Origin of the sequence: Clostridium magnum DSM 2767 (assembly GCF_001623875.1) — a bacterium.
Classification (GTDB): domain Bacteria; phylum Bacillota; class Clostridia; order Clostridiales; family Clostridiaceae; genus Clostridium_AM; species Clostridium_AM magnum.
Genome location: NZ_LWAE01000001.1, coordinates 907714 through 925334 on the forward strand (window position 1 = coordinate 907714; position 17621 = coordinate 925334).

Genomic DNA, 17621 nt, shown 5'->3' on the forward strand with positions numbered 1-17621 from the left:
AAAAGAGGTGATACTGTGAAGGAAATATTTATTGAAAGACAAAAAGAGCTCTTGAGAATTGCTATTAAAGAAAATGATAGACTTAAGGAGTGTTTTTTAGAAGAAGAAACCGGTGAACCATATCCTGGTGAGATATATAAGGGCATTGTGAAAAATATTGTCCCAGGAATAAAGTGTGCTTTTATAGATATAGGCCATAAAAAAAATGTATATATGTATATTGACAATAAATTTAAAAATACGAAGCTAAAAAAAGGTGAAGAAATATTAGTACAGGTAATAAAAGAGGATTTAGGAAGCAAAGGTGCCAAGGTTACTAATGCTATAAGTATACCAGGTAGGTATTGTGTATTAATGAATCTTAATAAAGATGTGAGTTTTTCAAAGAAAATAGAAGATAAGACTTTGAAAGAATACATTTGTATGAATATAGAGAAGCCTAAAGATATAGGGGTAATGATAAGAACTAATGCTGCTGGTGTATCAGTAGAGATTATTAATGAGGAAATAAATAAACTATATGGTATATATAATGATATAAGTAATAAGGCTAACTTTTCTGTTAAATCGGGTATTTTATTTAATGCTGGAGGAATACTTGGAAGGGTATTAAGGGATAAGATAAGTGGTGTTAACTGTAAAATATATGTGGATTCACAAGAAGATTATGATTACATAAAAGAGTTTTCAGGTGATATAACTGATACTAAGATAAGTATAAAGCTTCATGAGGAAATAAGAAGTATTTTTAGCTATTATGGTATTGAAAGAGAACTATTAAGTCTTAGAAATAATAAGGTTGGTTTAAATTGTGGAGGATATATTATTATTGATAAAACTGAAGCAATGTATGTTGTAGATGTAAACTCGGGAAAAAATGTAAAAAGTACTTCTATAGAAAAAACGGCCTTTATTACTAATCATCAGGCAGCAGAAGAAATAGTAAGACAAATAAGACTTAGAAATTTAAGTGGTATTATTGTTATAGATTTTATAGATATGGATAGTGAAGAAAATAGGCAAAAAATAATGGAGTGCTTAAATGAAGGTTTTATTGGTGATAAGAATAAAACTGTAATTTATCCTTTTACAGAACTTAACTTAGTTCAAGTAGCAAGAAGAAGATCTGGTAAGTCAATATATGAGTATATTGAGGAGGATTGTGGAACTTGTCTAGGAAAAGGAAAAAGGATAAAGTTTTCTTATATATGTATGCTTATAAGAAATGAAATTTTAAGAATTAATGAACAAAGAGATATAAATGATATACATATAGAAATAGACGAATCCTATAAGAATGATATAAAAGGTGATATATTAGGTTTTGTTAAAAATATAGATGCCTTAAATAAGAAAGTTTATGTTACATATAAGAAAGAGGAACATTTTAAGGTAGAAGCTCTGATTTTTATGAATCAGATAGAAAATTTGCAGATATCAAAGATTTATGGGTAAAATAACTTTACAAGTAATAACACATGTGATAAAATGGCTTTTGTAGACCGCACAGAAAGGGTTTTGTAAATCATAAATAAACTCTAAGTTTTTTATGTACCTTTAATGGCGAGACCGTATAGAGGAGGTGTATTTTAATGTACGCAGTTGTAGTTACTGGAGGAAAGCAATACAGAGTTTCAGAAGGAGACGTAGTATACGTTGAAAAACTAAACGCTGAAGTTGAATCAACAATCGAACTAGACAATGTTCTTGTAGTAAGCAAGGATAACGGAGAGTTAGTTGTTGGAAAGCCTGTAGTTGAAGGAGCTAAGGTTTCTGCTAAAGTTCTTGCTCAAGGAAAAGAAAAGAAGGTTATAGTTTTCAAGTACAAGAGAAAGAAAGACTACAGAAAGAAACAAGGACACAGACAAGCATACACAAAGATCCAAATAGAAAAAATTAACGCATAATTATGGTTAATGTAATATTCAATAAAAGAGATCGGGATCTAGTTTCTATTAGAATGGTAGGTCATGCGGAGTCAGTAGACGAAGGCTACGATATGGTATGCTGTGCTATTTCGACTATATCGCAGACTATACTAATAGGTATACTTGAAGTTTTAAAACTTAAAATTACATATTCTTTAGATGATGGCTTTTTAAATTTTTCATTAGAAAAATTACCAGATGAAGATATTGCAAAATGTCAAGTGCTTATGGAAACTATGTTACTCGGTTTAAAGAGTATTGAAATAGGATACGGTGAATATATAAAGATAGAAGTAGAGGAGGTGTAGTATACGATGCTAGTTATGAACCTTCAGTTATTTGCTCATAAAAAAGGGGTAGGTAGCTCAAGAAACGGTAGAGACAGTGAATCTAAAAGACTTGGAACTAAATGTGCTGATGGACAATTTGTTTTAGCTGGAAACATATTAGTTAGACAAAGAGGAACAAAAATACATCCAGGTGTTAACGTAGGTAGAGGCTCAGATGATACTCTTTTCTCAAAAGTTGACGGAGTTGTTAAATACGAAAGAGTAGGAAAAGATAAGAAAAGAGCTAGTGTATACCCTGTTGATGTTGAACAAGTAGTAGCAGAATAGTAAAAAGCACCCTAACAAAGGGTGCTTTTTTAAAATCTTTAATAAAAAAGTAATATTAAAAAATAGAATTTGGTTAATAATATATTTAGTAAGTTTGAGAATAACGGCATATATTGCGTTTACATATATATTTTTAATTGCACAATAAAGGAGTGAAACACTATGTTCGTAGATACAGCCAAAATATTTATTAAATCTGGAGATGGAGGAGATGGATCTATTTCTTTTAGAAGAGAAAAATACATAGCTTTCGGTGGACCAGATGGTGGAGATGGTGGAGATGGTGGAGACATCATTTTGGTATCAGATCCTAATTTGACTACACTTTTGGATTTCACATATAAGAGAAAATACCTGGCAGAAAGAGGCGGTAATGGTTCAGGATCAAAATGCTTTGGTAAAAATGGAGAAACTTTATATATAAAAGTTCCTATGGGTACAGTAGTTAGAGATGTGGAAACTAATAAAATAATGGTGGATTTGTCGCATCCAGGAGAGAAGTATGTAGTTGCAAAAGGTGGAAGAGGTGGAAGAGGTAATGTGAGATTTACAACACCTACTAGGCAGGCACCTGATTTTGCAGAACCTGGTATGCCGGGTGAAGAAAGATTTATATCATTAGAACTTAAAGTACTTGCAGATGTAGGATTATTAGGATTCCCTAATGTAGGAAAATCTACATTGCTTTCTGTAGTATCAAAAGCAAGACCCAAAATTGCAAACTATCATTTTACAACATTGAAGCCTAATCTTGGTGTAGTAGCTGTGCCTGGAATACAAAGCTTTGTAATGGCAGATATACCGGGAATAATAGAAGGAGCTGCTGAAGGTGTAGGACTGGGAATACAGTTCTTAAGACACATTGAAAGAACAAGAGTATTAATTCATGTAGTTGATATATCAGGATTAGAAGGAAGAGATCCTTTTGAGGACTTTGTAAAGATAAATGAAGAACTAAAAAAATATAGTATAAAGCTTTGGGATAGGCCTCAAATAATTGCAGCAAATAAAAGCGATATGCTTTTTGATGATCAAGTCTTTGAAGACTTTAAGAAAAAGGTTGGAGAGCTTGGATATGACAGAGTAATAAAAATGTCTGCAGCTACAAATCAAGGGGTAGAGGAATTAATGAAAGAAGCTGCTAGATTGTTAAGTACAATTCCTGTTACTGATATTGAAATAAGCGAAGAAGATAAGTTTGTACCAGAAGAAAAGAAATTTACTTACAGCATAAGAAAAGAAGATGGTGTATATGTTGTTGAAGGAAGTTTCGTAGATAGATTATTGGCAAGTGTAAACATAAATGATCCAGATGCTCTAAGATATTTCCATAAAGTATTAAAAAATAAAGGAATATTACAGGAACTTAGAGATTTAGGAATTGAAGATGGAGATATGGTAAGGCTTAAAGATTTTGAATTTGAGTACTTATTATAATTTGGAGGTAAACTAGATGATTACAAGTAAACAGAGAAGTTATTTAAGGTCTCTTGCAAATACAATGAGTCCAATATTTCAAGTAGGTAAAGGTGGAATAGAGGAAAACTTTTTAAAACAAGTAGATGATGCTTTAGAAGCAAGAGAAATAATAAAGATATCAGTATTAGGAAATAGCGATTATGGTGCAAGAGAAGCCTCAGACATAATTTGTGAAGAATTAGGTTGTGAGGGAGTTCAGGCTATAGGAAATAAGATTGTACTTTATAGAAAATCAAAAAAGAATCCTAAAATAGAAATCCCTAGATAGAACTTAGGAATTTAATTTATACATCATAGATGTATAAATTAAATTCCTAAGTTTGATGTTTATATTGAAAGATTAAAATTGATGGAGAAGGTAGTTATATGATTAAAAAAGCTATTTTTGGTGGTACCTTTGATCCTATACATAACGGCCATTTACATATAGCCTATGAGGCATTGTATAAATTTAATCTTAATAAGATTATTTTTATGCCATCAGGAAATCCACCTCATAAACTAGGAAAGAAAATAACAAATGCTTCTTTTAGATATGAGATGGTAAAAGCAGTTACTAGAGAGGAAAAATCCTTTGACATAAGTAGTTATGAAATAAATAAGATTAACTTAAGTTATACTTATCAAACCTTACAACATTTTAATGATCTTGAAAAAGATACTGAATGGCATTTTTTAACTGGCGCTGATTGTCTTATGGATATTGAAAGTTGGAAAAATGCTGATAAAATTTTTCAATTGTGCAAGATGGTTGTATTCAATAGACCAGGATATAACATAGAAAATATAGAAGAGCAAAAAAGTAAAGTGGAAAAAAAGTACAATGGTGAAATTATATTTTTAGATATACCATTGTTAGATATATCTTCAACTAATATAAGGAATACTGTAAGGGAAGGGAAAAATGTAAGTTATCTTTTGCCTGAAAGTGTTTATAATATAATTAAACAACTTAATCTTTATAAATATTAAAATATTTTATATTATTTTGGAGTGATAGGGATGTGGAGTGAAGAGCAAATAAAAGAATACCTAAAAGCAAATCTTAAAGCAAAACGATATGAACACGTTTTAGGTGTAAAAGAATCAGCGATTAAGCTGGCTGAAATATATCATGATGATTTAGAAAAAGCAAAAATTGCAGCACTTGTGCATGATTGTGCTAAAAATATGAGTGACGATCAGCTTATTAAAATATCAAAAGAGCATAATGTACATATTAATGAAATATGTAAGGAAAGTCCTCAACTACTTCATGGACCAGTAGGAGCTATAATTGCAAAGGAAACTATGGAAATAGAGGATAAGGATTTATTAAATTCTGTAGCTTATCATACTACAGGGAGAAAAGATATGAGTTTGCTAGAAAAAATCGTCTACATAGCAGACTATATAGAACCTAACAGAACTTTTCCAGGAGTAGAGAGTTTAAGAAGTTTAGCTTATAAAGATTTGGATTTGGCGCTGCTAAAATCTTTTGATAATACTATTAAGTTTGTCATTGATAGAGGGCAGTTATTGCACTTAGATACAATTGAGGCTAGGAATTACCTTCTATGTAAAGGTCACAAGTAGGGACAAATTAATGAATGTTGGCTTAATATAAAAATATATACAAGTTATTCTACATAAAACGAAAAGTTTGATATAATAGTATTGTTTGGATAGAATCAGTATAAAAACAGTAAAAGTATTACTGTTTGAATTTTAGGAGGGCTAGATATTATGGAAAAGCAAATAATAAGTACAACAAAAGCACCGGGAGCAGTAGGACCTTATTCACAAGCAGTTAAGGTTGGTAATTTAATATTTACATCAGGTCAAATTCCATTAGATCCAACAACTGGGGAATTAGTTGGAGGAGATGTTAAGAAGGCTACTGAGAGAGCTTTAGAAAATGTAAAAGCAATACTTGAAGAAGCTGGTACATCTCTTGATAAAGTTGTAAAAACAACTGTATTTGTAAAGAACATGGGTGATTTTGCTGCTGTTAACGAGATATATGCAAAGTATTTTGAAAAAGATATGCCTGCAAGATCATGTGTGCAAGTGGTTTTACCAAAGGATGCTTTTGTTGAAATAGAAGTGATAGCTTTAGCTGAGTAATTATACATAACTGATAGGGAGTGGACTTTAACAGTTCACTCCCTATGATTAGTAAGGAGCGTATTATGAAAGAAAATAAGCTTATTTTTAAAATAGAAGCTAGTGAAGAGAAAATGAAGCTAAGAGAATATTTAAGAGCTGTACAGAAATTATCAGGAAGACTTATTAAGGGAGCAGCTTTAGCGGGAAGAATAACTGTTAACGGAAACAGAGCTAAACTTAATTATGTACTTAAGACTAATGATGAAGTAGCTTTTGATTTAATAAAAGAAGAAAGTCAAAATATAGAACCAGAAAAAATGGATGTAGATGTGATCTATGAAGATAGTGATATAATAGTTGTTAATAAAAGGCCAGGAATGGTTGTGCATCCAACAAAAAGTTACCAATCAGGAACTTTAGCAAATGGTCTTATATATTATTTTAGAGAAAAAGGGGAAAATTGCATAGTTAGACTTGTAAGTAGATTGGATATGGATACGTCTGGTCTTATTATAATAGCTAAAAATCAGTTTTCACATATGGCATTAGCTAGAGATATGGTAAAGGATACTTTTGAAAAAAGTTATTTAGCTGTTGTTCATGGCAATATGTCAGAGACAAAAGGTACAATTAATCTTCCAATTTATAGACCCAGTGATGACAGTATAAAGAGGGCAGTTGATGAAAGAGGACAGGATAGTGTAACACATTTCGAAGTTATGGAAAGATTCAAAAATAGTGATTTGGTAAAGCTTACTCTTGAAACAGGAAGGACTCACCAAATAAGAGTACATCTAACTCATTTGGGTCATCCATTATATGGCGACGTACTATATGGCATAGAGGATGACAAAGAATATATATCACGACAGGCATTGCATGCTTATAGACTTAAATTTCCTCATCCAAGAACCGGTAAGGATATAGAATTAGAAGTAGGGTTACCTAAAGATATTATAGAATTGATACAAAAAATTAATGAGAGTTGATGACTGCAATTTTATATAAAGTCATCAACTCTTTTTTATTCAGTAAATACATGCTAGTATATTGTAATCTGGTCTAAGTTACCACTTCATCTTATAAGTCTCTACTCCAAAAGTTGAATTTTTTAAGAAGAAATACTAGAACAACAAAGATAGTAGCAATAAGCGGAATTAAGTATTCAATCCTGAAATCAATATTCTCAAAAAGATTTGATTGTATAGCCTGTTTTAATTCATGGTTACTTCCGCTCATCAATTTCAATGTGCCTATTGTTTTGTTATTTAAATTGATATTTGCATCCGCAATTACATCGCCAGTCTTAAAAAATTTAGCTGATAGATTCTCATCATTTAGAGTGCATTTAGAAACTATATTGCCACTGTCTTTTTCTTTAACGTAATAAAAATCGGAAGCAGCTAGTAAAGGAATATTTAAATCGCTATTTGTATAGGTTGTAACCAAATCTCCTTTAGAAAATAAATGCATAAGCTGAAAATTGTTAAAACCATAATTAAACAATGCTGCAGCATCTGGAAAAAAGGTTTTATTTTTATCATGTACTAATGCCACAATAAGTTTTTGACCATTTTTTGTAGCTGTAGATACATATGAATGGTCAGATTGAACAGTGTATCCTGTTTTACCACCCTCACATCCTTCATAATAAAGTTTGGATGATTTTTGGATTAATTTATTTTCATTCCACAAAGGTCTTTCCGCAGTAGACTTATTTGTAGGGGGAATTTTATAAAAACTAGTAGTAGCAATTTTTGTATACTCAGGGTTTTGGGATAACTCCTTCATTATAAGAGCTAAATCTCTAGCAGAGGTTTTATGTTTATCGTTGAATAAACCACTTGGATTTATGAAATTAGTGTTTTTTGCTCCAAGCTCTAGAGCCCTTTTATTCATTTCAATAGCAAATTTATCTATAGAACCACTTATGTGTTCAGCTAGTGCTTCTGCACAATCATTACCAGAAACAAGCAATAAACCATATAGTAATTCTCTAACTTTTATTTGTTCACCCTCAAATAAGTATATTTTACTTCCATCAACTATCGGTGGATTCTTACCTATTGTTACTACGTCATCTAATTTACACTTTTCTAAAGCTAACAGTGCTGTCATAAGTTTTGTAGTAGAAGCTGGTGGATATGCTGTATCTGGATTTTTCGAGTATAAAATTTCACCAGTTGTTGCATCCATTAGAACAACGCTATCTGCAGATACAACAGGGGGGTCTTCTTTGGCATAAGCTTTATATGTAATATTTAAAAAAATAATTGTAAACGATATTAAGAACATTATTATTTTTCTCATTCTTGCCTCCTAAAAAGTTACTAATCTTTATTATACCAAAAAAAATTTATTTATGCGACAGCATTTTAGTAAAGCTGTCAATAATTTAAGTTATGGGTAGAAAATAATTTTACTGGAGGTAAAAATGAGGAATAAAAAAAGACTTATAGGATCTATGGTAATCCTAATTATATTTTCTGTGTTTCTATTAGTGGGGTACTTTATATCAAAGCCATCTGAACCTGTAGATAGCAAAGAAGTATTCAATGAAATTCCAGCAATAGAAAGTAAAGAAAGTAAAGATATAACAACATATATTAATGGAGAAGTTAAAACGCCAGGAGTCTACAAAGTTAAAGAGGAAAGTAGAGTGGAGGATTTAGTTAAGATGGCAGGGGGATTTACAGAAAGTGCAGATAAATATAAGTTAAACCTGGCAAAAAAACTAAAAGATGAGGATTATATATATGTAGACAAGAAAGTTGAGGGGCAAAGTGGAGTCGCTGCACCTCAAGGCTCTAAAAGTAATGGCGTAGGACAGGATGGCAAAATAAATATAAATGCTGCTTCAAAAGAAGAGTTAAAAACTGTGCCTGGCATAGGAGATGTTACAGCTCAGAAAATAATTGACTATAGAGAAAAAAGTGGCTCATTTTCTGCAATTGAAGATTTGAAAAAATTAGGCGGGATAGGGGACAAAACCTTAGAAAAAATGAAAGATAAAATAGATGTAAGATAAAAATTTAGATTTATAGTCATTGTAACTCATAATATGGAAAATTAATTTGCCGCATATTCCCACCATAGTGATTTTAAGCCTTGAGAGGATTTACGTAATTCTTTCAAGGTTTTTATTTATGATAAAGCCAGGGAGGAGATATCCTCTCTACCCTGGATTGTTTGCTGTTTCTTTTTTGTGTTTGCGCTTAAAAAAGCCAAAGATACTGTTCTCATCAGGTAGCACACTGGCTTCAACAGCTTTCTTGTAAGCATCTTCTAAGTTATCTAATGCTTGTGCAAATTCTTTACAAACCTGGTCATGCTTTTCTGTGTGCTCTTTTTTTATAGAAGCTATTATAGAATCCTTATCTACTAGTTTCTGCTCGAGGTCCTGTACTCGGGCTTCGGCTTTAGAAAGTTTTCCTCGAAGCTCTGTTAACTCCAAATTGATATCGGAATTTCTAACTAGCTGCATATATAGGTCATGGGCAGATGTACTAATTTCAGTAAGCTGCTTAGAGGCTGTAAGTGCTGCCTCATTGAGCGTAATATTGTTAAACTCACCGTTTAACTCCCGTTTATAAAGATCTACCAGGTGTTGAAGAAAATCATTGGGTTGTCCTCCATATTTTTTCTGAAGATTCGTTAAATCTTGTTTTAACTCCATTGAAACTCGTTGACTATAAGATGGCATACTCGCCATGTAAATCACCCCCTATAAAGCTTATATTCTACGTGTATGTGATAATTTCCTTTTTTTTACATAAATTATATTAAATTTTTTAAGCTCTAGATATATTTTCTCACGTTAGAGAGAGTGCTTGTCGTCCTAATACACAGCTTTTTTACAGTAATGTTTTTTTATCTTCATTAATATCCAACGAAGGGCATAAAAAGCTATTAGGTGGGGAAAATTTAGGAAAGGAATAAATTAAGACAGAAGGTAGGATGAGTTAAATGAGTAGTATTTCTCAAAGGATTGAAAGATTGCCTGTTACACCTATGCTTTGGAGAGTTCTGTTTTTAACAGGAATTGGATGGCTCTTTGATGCTATGGATCAAGGGATGGTTGCTGGTGTAATGGCTGCAATCGGAAAAGAGTGGAAGCTTACTCCCGCTGATTTAGGCCTGTTAGGAAGTGCTTCGGCGGTAGGAATGGCTATTGGAGCCGCTGTTGCCGGGATGGCTGCTGACAGATGGGGTAGAAGAACAGTTATTACCTTTACTCTTGTGTTATATGGGTCAGCCAGTGCTGTGTCTGGAATTGCTCCTAACTTTAGCTTGTTATTGTTGTTCCGATTTTTAACAGGGTTAGGCTTAGGTGGGGAGCTACCAGCAGCATCTACTTTGATTAGTGAATTCTCACCTGCTAAGGCTCGAGGTCGGATGGTTGTTTTGCTAGAGAGTTTCTGGGCTTGGGGATGGATTCTTGCTGCTTTAATCGCTTATCTCTTAATTCCTGTTTATGGCTGGCGTATTGGATTCTTCTTAGGAGGAGTACCAGCATTATATGCCGCCTATCTCAGAAAAAATATTCCGGAGTCTCCACGATATTTGGAGCAAAAAGGCCGTTATCAGGAAGCGGATGAAATTGTAAGTAAAATGGAACAGCAGGCCGGAGTAAAAAGCAATAAAGTATCTGTAGTTAATCAGTTGAAGGAGGAGAAGATAAGTAGCATCAAGCTTTCAGATTTATGGTCAAAAGTGTACCTTAGGCGCACTCTTGTGTTATGGATTCTATGGTTAGGTATTAATTTTGGCTATTATGGATTTGTTTTGTGGATACCTACTCTCCTCGTCGGCAAAGGGTTCAGTTTAGTAAGGGGGTTCGAATTCACATTAATTATGAGCATTGCTCAGCTACCTGGATACTATAGTTCTGCCTATCTGATAGAGAGAGTTGGTCGCAAAGTAGTTTTAGTAGTTTACTTAGCAGGCACTGCCTTATCGTCATATCTATTTGGTCAAGCGACATCTGTAACTACTGTACTTGTTTTTGGTTGCCTACTTTACTTTTTCAGCTTGGGAGCATGGGGTGCAGTGTATGCTTATACACCGGAAGTTTATCCTACAAGGGCTAGGGGCAGCGGAGTCGGTTGGGCAGCAGCAGTAGGCCGCATTGGTGCCATTGCCGCTCCTTATATAGTTGGATTAGTGTATGGAATTAAGGGTAAAGAGGCTGGATTCACTTACGTATTTGTTATGCTCACTTTAGTGTTTGCAGTGGTAGCAGTGGTGATTGCTCTATTAGGAATTGAAACTAAAGGATTGACTCTCGATGAAATCAACATATCTGAACTGTAACTAGGTATTTTAAAACATACTAGTTAATCCACTGATATAAGATGTATAAAGACTTTAAGTTATTCTGAAAAAATTGTTAAAAATCTTTTTATTATATAGAATTGAATAAATGGTCTTGCTATAAGAGAAAATAGTAGTGTATCCAATATTTAAGGAGGGATTTTCATGAGAGAAGGAGTTATTCCAACAGCTCTAGGAGCGGTAGTAACAGCTGGAGCTGTAGCTATGCGAGCAATGGATATAAAGAAAAGAGGAATGAAGAAGAGAGAAATAATGCCAATGATTGAGACTGGTTTGGTAGGTTTTGGATTAGCTCATATAGTGTTAGGTGCCATAGATTTAGTAGAACATAGATAACTAATTTATCCGATGACTACCCGCTCTAATACTCCCATCTTTTTCAAAGTGTACGTTACGAGCGGCTATGTCCTTGGATTCGTTCAACTAAGAATCAGGTGGGGGTTAAATGTCTAAATGACATTTAACGGGCAAAGCCCCGGGTCGTAGACGAAACCCCATCTGATTCAAGTTTACGCTTCATATAACTTGGAAGTAAAGAAAAGCAGTTAGTGTATATCAATAATATACACTAACTGCTTTATCAATTGTTTTTATATGATATAATAATATTAATTATACTGGCATGGAAAGGTGGAAAGGTATGATTCAATGGTATGGCAGTCCTTGGAGTGAAGCAGTAAAAAGTTTAAAAAGCAATATATATTCCGGTCTTGACGAGGAGCAAATAAAGCCTTATAGAGAGCAGTATGGGGAAAATGTAATTCTTATACCAAAAACAAAAAGTTTAACTTCATTAATTATGAATCAAGTAAAGGAATTATGGATAATATTATTATTTATCTGCTCGGCAATCTTTTTGTATTTTCAAGAATTTGCAATGGCAGGAATGGGAGTAACTATTATAATTGTAAGTACTCTTTGTTTTGCGCTAAATGAATACAATGAAGAAAAGAATATTAAGGAGCTCCAAAGATTTAATAAGGGCTTTGCAAGAGTAGTCAGAGAAGGAAGAACTTTAAAAATACCTTCTACAGAATTAGTTGTTGGAGATATTGTTATTGTAGGAAAAGGAGAAGGTGTACCTGCAGACTTAAGAGTAATAGAAAGTGATGAATTAAAGGTAAATGAATCATCAATTACAGGTGAAAATTTTATATCTGAAAAATATGAGACTAAAATAGAGGATAAAGAATTAGCATTGTCTGATATGAAAAATATTCTATTTAAAGCTTCAGTGGTGGTAGGTGGAAGTGGAACGGGAATTGTTATTGCCACTGGTATGGATACTCAAATATCTAATATAATTAAATTGTTTTTTGGAGAAAAGGAAAAAACTGAGTATTTTAACCGAAGAGTAAATAAGATAATTAATTATGTCAGTGTGCTTATATTAGCTTTTATGATATTCAATATTTCTGTAGGCAGCATGGTTTTTAAGGAGAAAATAACTTATATACTTAGAGATTCCGCTGTATTCGTACTTAGTTCCATTCCTCAAGGTATGGTGATTGTTATTACAATAGTTTCGGCTATATTATTTAAGAAGATGAAGAAAAGTTCTATAATTATGAAAAATATATCTGTAGTAGAGAAGTTTTCTTCTGTAAATGCTATTTGTACTGATAAAGTAGGAGCCTTTTCTAAGGATAAGGTGAAAGCAGTTAAGGTATATACCGATGGAAATATAGTTGATACTTATGGACAATTTTTAGATAACAATGAACAAGGCGCAAAAAACGGAAACCTATATAGAATACTTAGCATAGGAGTTTTATGTAATGATACTAAAACTAATGTAGGTAAAATAGTAAGTCCGAAAAATGATCTAATTGAACTTGCTCTTATTGCTTTTGGGTTAGAAAATGGTATGGATAAGAAAAGACTTGATAGAGAACATAGAAGAGTTCTTCAAATTCCTTTTGATACTGAAAGAAGAATAATGACTACAATAAATGTCATAGATGAAAATTATAGAGCGAACATTAAAGGTACTGTTGATTCTCTTTTAAGTAGATGCACCCATATAATGAAGAATGGTGTAGAAACAGAGATTACAGAAGAGGATATAAATGCAATTAAAAAAGCAGATATAACTATGTCAATTGAAAGTCTATCTGTAATTGGATTCGCATATAGAAACTTTAATTATGAGCCAAGCCGTAAGGAAAATATTGAAAGTAATTTGGTCTTTGTTGGATTAGTCGGATTTGAAAATGTCTTAAGAGAAGAAGCCATAGAGTCTATAAAAAAGAGTAAGGCATTGGGGATTAAACCTATTATTATAACAGAGGATAGTAAACTCACTGCTTTTGCGTTTGGTAAAAAGATGGGAGTTATATCAAAACTTCAAGAAATTGTATCCGGTGTAGAAATTGATAATATGTCTGATGAGGAATTTGAACGTATCGGAGAGAAAATAGGTATTTTCTCAAGAATAAGCCCAAGGAATAAAGTGAAAGCAATAAAGGCGCTAAAGGGCTATGGATATACTACAGCTATAACAGGTTCGAAGTTAGTAGACTTACCCTCGCTAAAAATTTCAGATATAGGAATTACTACTTCAAAGAGTAATATAGTAAAAAAGCTATCAGATGTTCTATTAAATAATATTAATTTTGTAGATATTCTAAATGTGTTAGAAGATTCAAGAAAAATAGTCAGTGTGTTAAAAAAAGTAATTTCTTATATTGTCAGTTGCAGTGTTACTATGGTTACATTCATAACACTTATCTATTCGTGGAAATATAAAGTGCCATTAATGGCTGTAGAAGCCTTTTGGTTTAATAATATCATAATGATACTATCATCTTTAGCCTTAATATATCAGTATAAGGATGAAGTTTTATATGGTGTAGAGTCAGTTATTGATAAAAATATTATAAAAGAGAGAGCACTTTTTATAGTATCACGTGGAGTTTTAATGGGAATCATAGCTTTTGTAGTCTTCGTACTAGGTTATAGTAAGGGAATCGGATTTGCCCAAGTTACTGCCTTTACTATATTAAATTTAAATGCTGTGTTTTTTAATTATAGTTTTTCAAATAAGTTACTATTTAAGAGTAAGATTTCTAATTTGATTATATTACTAAATGTTATTATACAATTTGTATTTTCGATTATAATCTATGGGATAGCAATCATAATTAATATAGCCTATTGGAAGACTGTAGGCATTTTCATGTGTATATGGATTGTAATAGCGATGGTTGGTAAGTTTAATGAAGAAGGGCAGTATGATTAATTTTCCTGTTACCTGGATAGAATAACAGGGGGAGGTGGACTGCGAAATGGTTGAAAATATAAAAAAACCTATGATGTATTATGCTGTTTCAGTATTCATAGGATGTCTTTCCGCCTTTATGTTATATCAGAATCTAATAATAGGTGCAGTTATTGCTGCATCTTTTTTTACTATTTTCTTTTTTACAATAGACAGGAACTTTTTTATTATAAATATCATTTTCTTTTTAATGGGTATCTTTAGCTTTATGATGTACTTTAACCTAAAGGTTCCAAATCATATAGAAGTTAGAGTAGATGATAAGAAAGGATACTATTACCAAGGAAATTATAAAGGTAGAAAGCTTATGCTGAGTGGAAAAATAAAGGATATTAAAGAAGGGGAAAAATTAGATGTATATGGAAAATTCGAAAGTAACAAGGATTACCCTAGAGGGATTATAGGTAAATATGATATAGAAAAATACGTCAGGGGCAAAAATGACTTTATTTATTATTTGTACGATGTAAAGAGAAATATATATGTGCAATTTAAAGAAATTCTAGGTGAAGAAAAATCAGCAATTATAATGGCGTTGTGTTATGGTGACACAGAATACCTTTCTATGAGTCAGAAAAGCAAATTTCAACAACTAGGAGTAGTTCATGCTGTTAGTGTATCTGGATTTCATATGGCGATTATCTACAAAGTATTAGAAGGATTAATAGGATTAAAGCTTTCTATTTTAGTCTGCTTTATTTATATACTCTTTACTGGAATTCAAGCATCCACTGTAAGAGCATTTATAATGATATTTATATTTAAGTTTTCAAAATTAGTATTTAAAAATTATGATAGCATGTCTTCTCTAAGCTTTTCAGCATTAATTTTACTGTTAATAAAGCCTTACTATATAATGGATATTGGATTTATGCTTTCATTTCTAGCTACAATTGGCATACTTTTATATTATAAAAAAATATTGAGATTTTTATATAAGTTACCTGAAATCCTTGGAGAAAGTTTAAGTATAACTTTAAGCTCTCAAATATTCTCTATGCCTTATATTGCATTTACTATACAGAGTTTTAGTGGAGGGTTTATAATAGGAAATGTACTTCTGCTTCCTATGTATTCAGTTTTAGTGATATTAGGAAATATAGCGCTTCTATGCTGTTCTATAAAACCAGTATTTCAATTTTTGAATTTTGGGATAAATTTTATACTGACCGCTGTTGAGGGAGCAAACTATTTGATTTTAAAAGTATGTCCTGCTGTTACTCTTTTAGGATATTTAGATGGCATAGCTTTTATTTTGATATATATGAGTTTTGTATTTTACAGGCACGGATATAAAAAGTTCAAATACTTACCTGTTTTTGTTTTGCTTACGATGGTATGCTCAAGTTATAGCTTTGTTCCACAGGTTTACTATACCAAGTTTCTGAATGGAGAAGCTGTTATTATAAAGTATAAGATGGATAGTACCATGATATGCAATTATGATCAATCTTCAGCAAAGAAGGTAATAAGTATTAAAGAGGAAATGGGTGTGAATAAAATTATTACTAATCCTCAAAATAGCTCCTTAATTAAACTTAATAGCGGTTTATGTGTGCAGGTGATTCCTTATTATAAAAATAAATCTATAAACCTAGCCTTTCTAGATAGAGATACAAAGCTAATATTTATTAATAGTGATGTGAAAAAGGACGATATAGCAGCCTTTAATGCTGACAGTATAACGAAACTTCCTGCTAGGGATATGTCAAATAATTCATTTAAAAATACAGATTATACTAGCGAAAATAAGTATAATTTATATGTTATAATGTTTAACAGGGTATTTAATATGTACTAGTAAATAGATAGTTAGTTTTGAGGTGCTTAAAAATGATAGATATATTTACTTTGAAGGAAAATGTTAAGAAAGGTTCTATAGAAAATTGTTATGTTTTTTGTGGTAGTGATGAACAGCTTATTAAAGAAGGGGTTTACTCTATAGTAAATAAACTTCTAGATAAGAACTTTATGGAGCTAAATTATGTTAAGTTTGATGGAAATTCATTAGATAGCTTTGATCCTGTAGTTAACGCTTGTCAAACTTTACCATTTATGAGCGATAAGAAAGTTGTATTAATATATAGAGCATCTTTTATTCAAGATGAAAAAGGCGATAGTAAACTTTCGGCAGATAAATCTTTTAAAGAGGTTAGTGAATATATAAAGAATGTACCATCACATTGTGTTCTAATTCTTTATGATGTATTTAAAGGTAAGAGGGATAAACCTGGTAAAAGAATATATGCGATGGATAAAAAAGTATGTGTAATTAAAGCAGATAAAATAAAAGGTCAGCAACTGGAAGGCAAAGTAAAAAGCTTTTTTGAAATTAGAGGTAAAAAAATAGAAAGAATAGAGTTAAAAGTTTTTTGTAGCTTAATGGAAGATAACAATTTAAGTGTAATTGAAAATGAAGTGGAAAAACTTTGCTGTTATGTTGATGATAGAGAAATAACTAAAGATGATATTAAAACATTATTCCTAAAGAGCAATGATGATGATATATTTGATTTAGTAAATCCTATATCACAGAAGAAGGCAAGAGAAGCTCTGGGGGTCTTAAATGAGCTTATATATAAAGGTGAAAAAATACCTCACATACTAAATATGATTGAGAGACAATTTAATTTATTGTTTAGAGTAAAGGTTAGTTTAGAAAATAGAAAAGGCAAACAAGATATCATGAAGGAATTGAATATTAGATCTGAATATGCCTGTGATATGCTCATAAGTCAAAGCAAGAAATTCACTATAAGGCAACTTCGACGGGCTATAGAACTTTGTTTAAATACAGAGCAAAAAATAAAAAGCTCATCTGTAAATGAAAAAACAGAAATGGAACTTTTAATAATAAGTGCTATTGCGGGATAAATGAAAACTGGAGGCATAAGA

At 31.8% G+C, this 17621-nt stretch carries 18 protein-coding genes; 16 read left to right on the forward strand and 2 right to left on the reverse strand.

What is annotated here, in order from left to right; translation table 11 throughout:
- Nucleotides 1–15: 15 nt before the first annotated feature.
- The 10 genes from CLMAG_RS04385 (at nucleotide 16) to CLMAG_RS04430 (ending at nucleotide 7101) form a co-directional block, all read left to right on the forward strand.
- The gene (locus tag CLMAG_RS04385; RefSeq protein WP_066618395.1) at nucleotides 16–1455 is read left to right on the forward strand and encodes an Rne/Rng family ribonuclease; all 1440 of its coding nucleotides are present in this window, start codon (nucleotides 16–18) and stop codon (nucleotides 1453–1455) included.
- 137 nt (nucleotides 1456–1592) lie between these two features.
- On the forward strand, nucleotides 1593–1907 hold the full coding sequence (gene rplU / locus CLMAG_RS04390) for a 50S ribosomal protein L21 (protein WP_066618402.1): 315 nt from the start codon (nucleotides 1593–1595) through the stop codon (nucleotides 1905–1907).
- A gap of 2 nt (nucleotides 1908–1909) precedes the next feature.
- Complete coding sequence (locus CLMAG_RS04395) at nucleotides 1910–2236, forward strand: ribosomal-processing cysteine protease Prp (protein WP_066618403.1); 327 nt, start codon at nucleotides 1910–1912, stop codon at nucleotides 2234–2236.
- Between the two features lie 6 nt (nucleotides 2237–2242).
- Complete coding sequence (gene rpmA, locus CLMAG_RS04400) at nucleotides 2243–2545, forward strand: 50S ribosomal protein L27 (RefSeq protein WP_066618404.1); 303 nt, start codon at nucleotides 2243–2245, stop codon at nucleotides 2543–2545.
- A 162-nt stretch (nucleotides 2546–2707) separates the two neighbouring features.
- Entirely contained in the window at nucleotides 2708–3982 is a 1275-nt protein-coding gene (gene obgE / locus CLMAG_RS04405; RefSeq protein ID WP_066618405.1) for a GTPase ObgE, read from the forward strand.
- Nucleotides 3983–3998: 16 nt separating this feature from the next.
- Entirely contained in the window at nucleotides 3999–4292 is a 294-nt protein-coding gene (gene yhbY, locus CLMAG_RS04410) for a ribosome assembly RNA-binding protein YhbY (RefSeq protein WP_066618408.1), read from the forward strand.
- Nucleotides 4293–4390: 98 nt separating this feature from the next.
- On the forward strand, nucleotides 4391–4996 hold the full coding sequence (gene nadD / locus CLMAG_RS04415) for a nicotinate-nucleotide adenylyltransferase (RefSeq protein WP_066618409.1): 606 nt from the start codon (nucleotides 4391–4393) through the stop codon (nucleotides 4994–4996).
- Between the two features lie 30 nt (nucleotides 4997–5026).
- Entirely contained in the window at nucleotides 5027–5599 is a 573-nt protein-coding gene (gene yqeK / locus CLMAG_RS04420; RefSeq protein ID WP_066618411.1) for a bis(5'-nucleosyl)-tetraphosphatase (symmetrical) YqeK, read from the forward strand.
- Nucleotides 5600–5749: 150 nt separating this feature from the next.
- Complete coding sequence (locus CLMAG_RS04425; RefSeq protein ID WP_066618414.1) at nucleotides 5750–6130, forward strand: RidA family protein; 381 nt, start codon at nucleotides 5750–5752, stop codon at nucleotides 6128–6130.
- 65 nt (nucleotides 6131–6195) lie between these two features.
- Entirely contained in the window at nucleotides 6196–7101 is a 906-nt protein-coding gene (locus CLMAG_RS04430) for an RluA family pseudouridine synthase (RefSeq protein WP_066618417.1), read from the forward strand.
- A 91-nt stretch (nucleotides 7102–7192) separates the two neighbouring features.
- Here the strand turns inward: CLMAG_RS04430 and CLMAG_RS04435 are convergent, their stop codons facing one another.
- Nucleotides 7193–8422, reverse strand: a complete 1230-nt coding sequence (locus tag CLMAG_RS04435) for a D-alanyl-D-alanine carboxypeptidase family protein (protein ID WP_066618420.1) — start codon at nucleotides 8420–8422, stop codon at nucleotides 7193–7195.
- A 124-nt stretch (nucleotides 8423–8546) separates the two neighbouring features.
- On the opposite strand from CLMAG_RS04435, the gene CLMAG_RS04440 reads away from it, so the two are divergent.
- Complete coding sequence (locus tag CLMAG_RS04440) at nucleotides 8547–9140, forward strand: helix-hairpin-helix domain-containing protein (protein ID WP_066618429.1); 594 nt, start codon at nucleotides 8547–8549, stop codon at nucleotides 9138–9140.
- Between the two features lie 147 nt (nucleotides 9141–9287).
- Here the strand turns inward: CLMAG_RS04440 and CLMAG_RS04445 are convergent, their stop codons facing one another.
- Nucleotides 9288–9824 carry a hypothetical protein gene (locus tag CLMAG_RS04445; RefSeq protein ID WP_066618431.1) on the reverse strand — a complete coding sequence of 179 codons (537 nt, stop codon included), beginning with the start codon at nucleotides 9822–9824 and terminating at the stop codon, nucleotides 9288–9290.
- 254 nt (nucleotides 9825–10078) lie between these two features.
- Here CLMAG_RS04445 and CLMAG_RS04450 point away from each other — a divergent pair, with 254 nt between their 5' ends.
- The 5 genes from CLMAG_RS04450 to holA all read left to right on the forward strand — a co-directional run bounded on the left by CLMAG_RS04450 (nucleotide 10079) and on the right by holA (nucleotide 17600).
- Nucleotides 10079–11425, forward strand: coding sequence for an MFS transporter (locus CLMAG_RS04450; protein ID WP_066618433.1), 1347 nt, complete (start codon nucleotides 10079–10081; stop codon nucleotides 11423–11425).
- A 165-nt stretch (nucleotides 11426–11590) separates the two neighbouring features.
- The gene (locus CLMAG_RS04455; protein ID WP_066618435.1) at nucleotides 11591–11782 is read left to right on the forward strand and encodes an asparagine synthase; all 192 of its coding nucleotides are present in this window, start codon (nucleotides 11591–11593) and stop codon (nucleotides 11780–11782) included.
- A 304-nt stretch (nucleotides 11783–12086) separates the two neighbouring features.
- A complete protein-coding gene (locus CLMAG_RS04460; protein ID WP_066618437.1) occupies nucleotides 12087–14687 on the forward strand; it encodes a cation-translocating P-type ATPase in 2601 nt (866 codons plus the stop codon).
- Between the two features lie 46 nt (nucleotides 14688–14733).
- Nucleotides 14734–16527, forward strand: a complete 1794-nt coding sequence (locus CLMAG_RS04465) for a ComEC/Rec2 family competence protein (protein WP_242872925.1) — start codon at nucleotides 14734–14736, stop codon at nucleotides 16525–16527.
- A gap of 32 nt (nucleotides 16528–16559) precedes the next feature.
- Nucleotides 16560–17600 (forward strand): DNA polymerase III subunit delta, encoded by a 1041-nt coding sequence (holA, locus tag CLMAG_RS04470; protein ID WP_066618439.1) that lies wholly within the window; start codon nucleotides 16560–16562, stop codon nucleotides 17598–17600.
- Nucleotides 17601–17621: the final 21 nt, after the last annotated feature.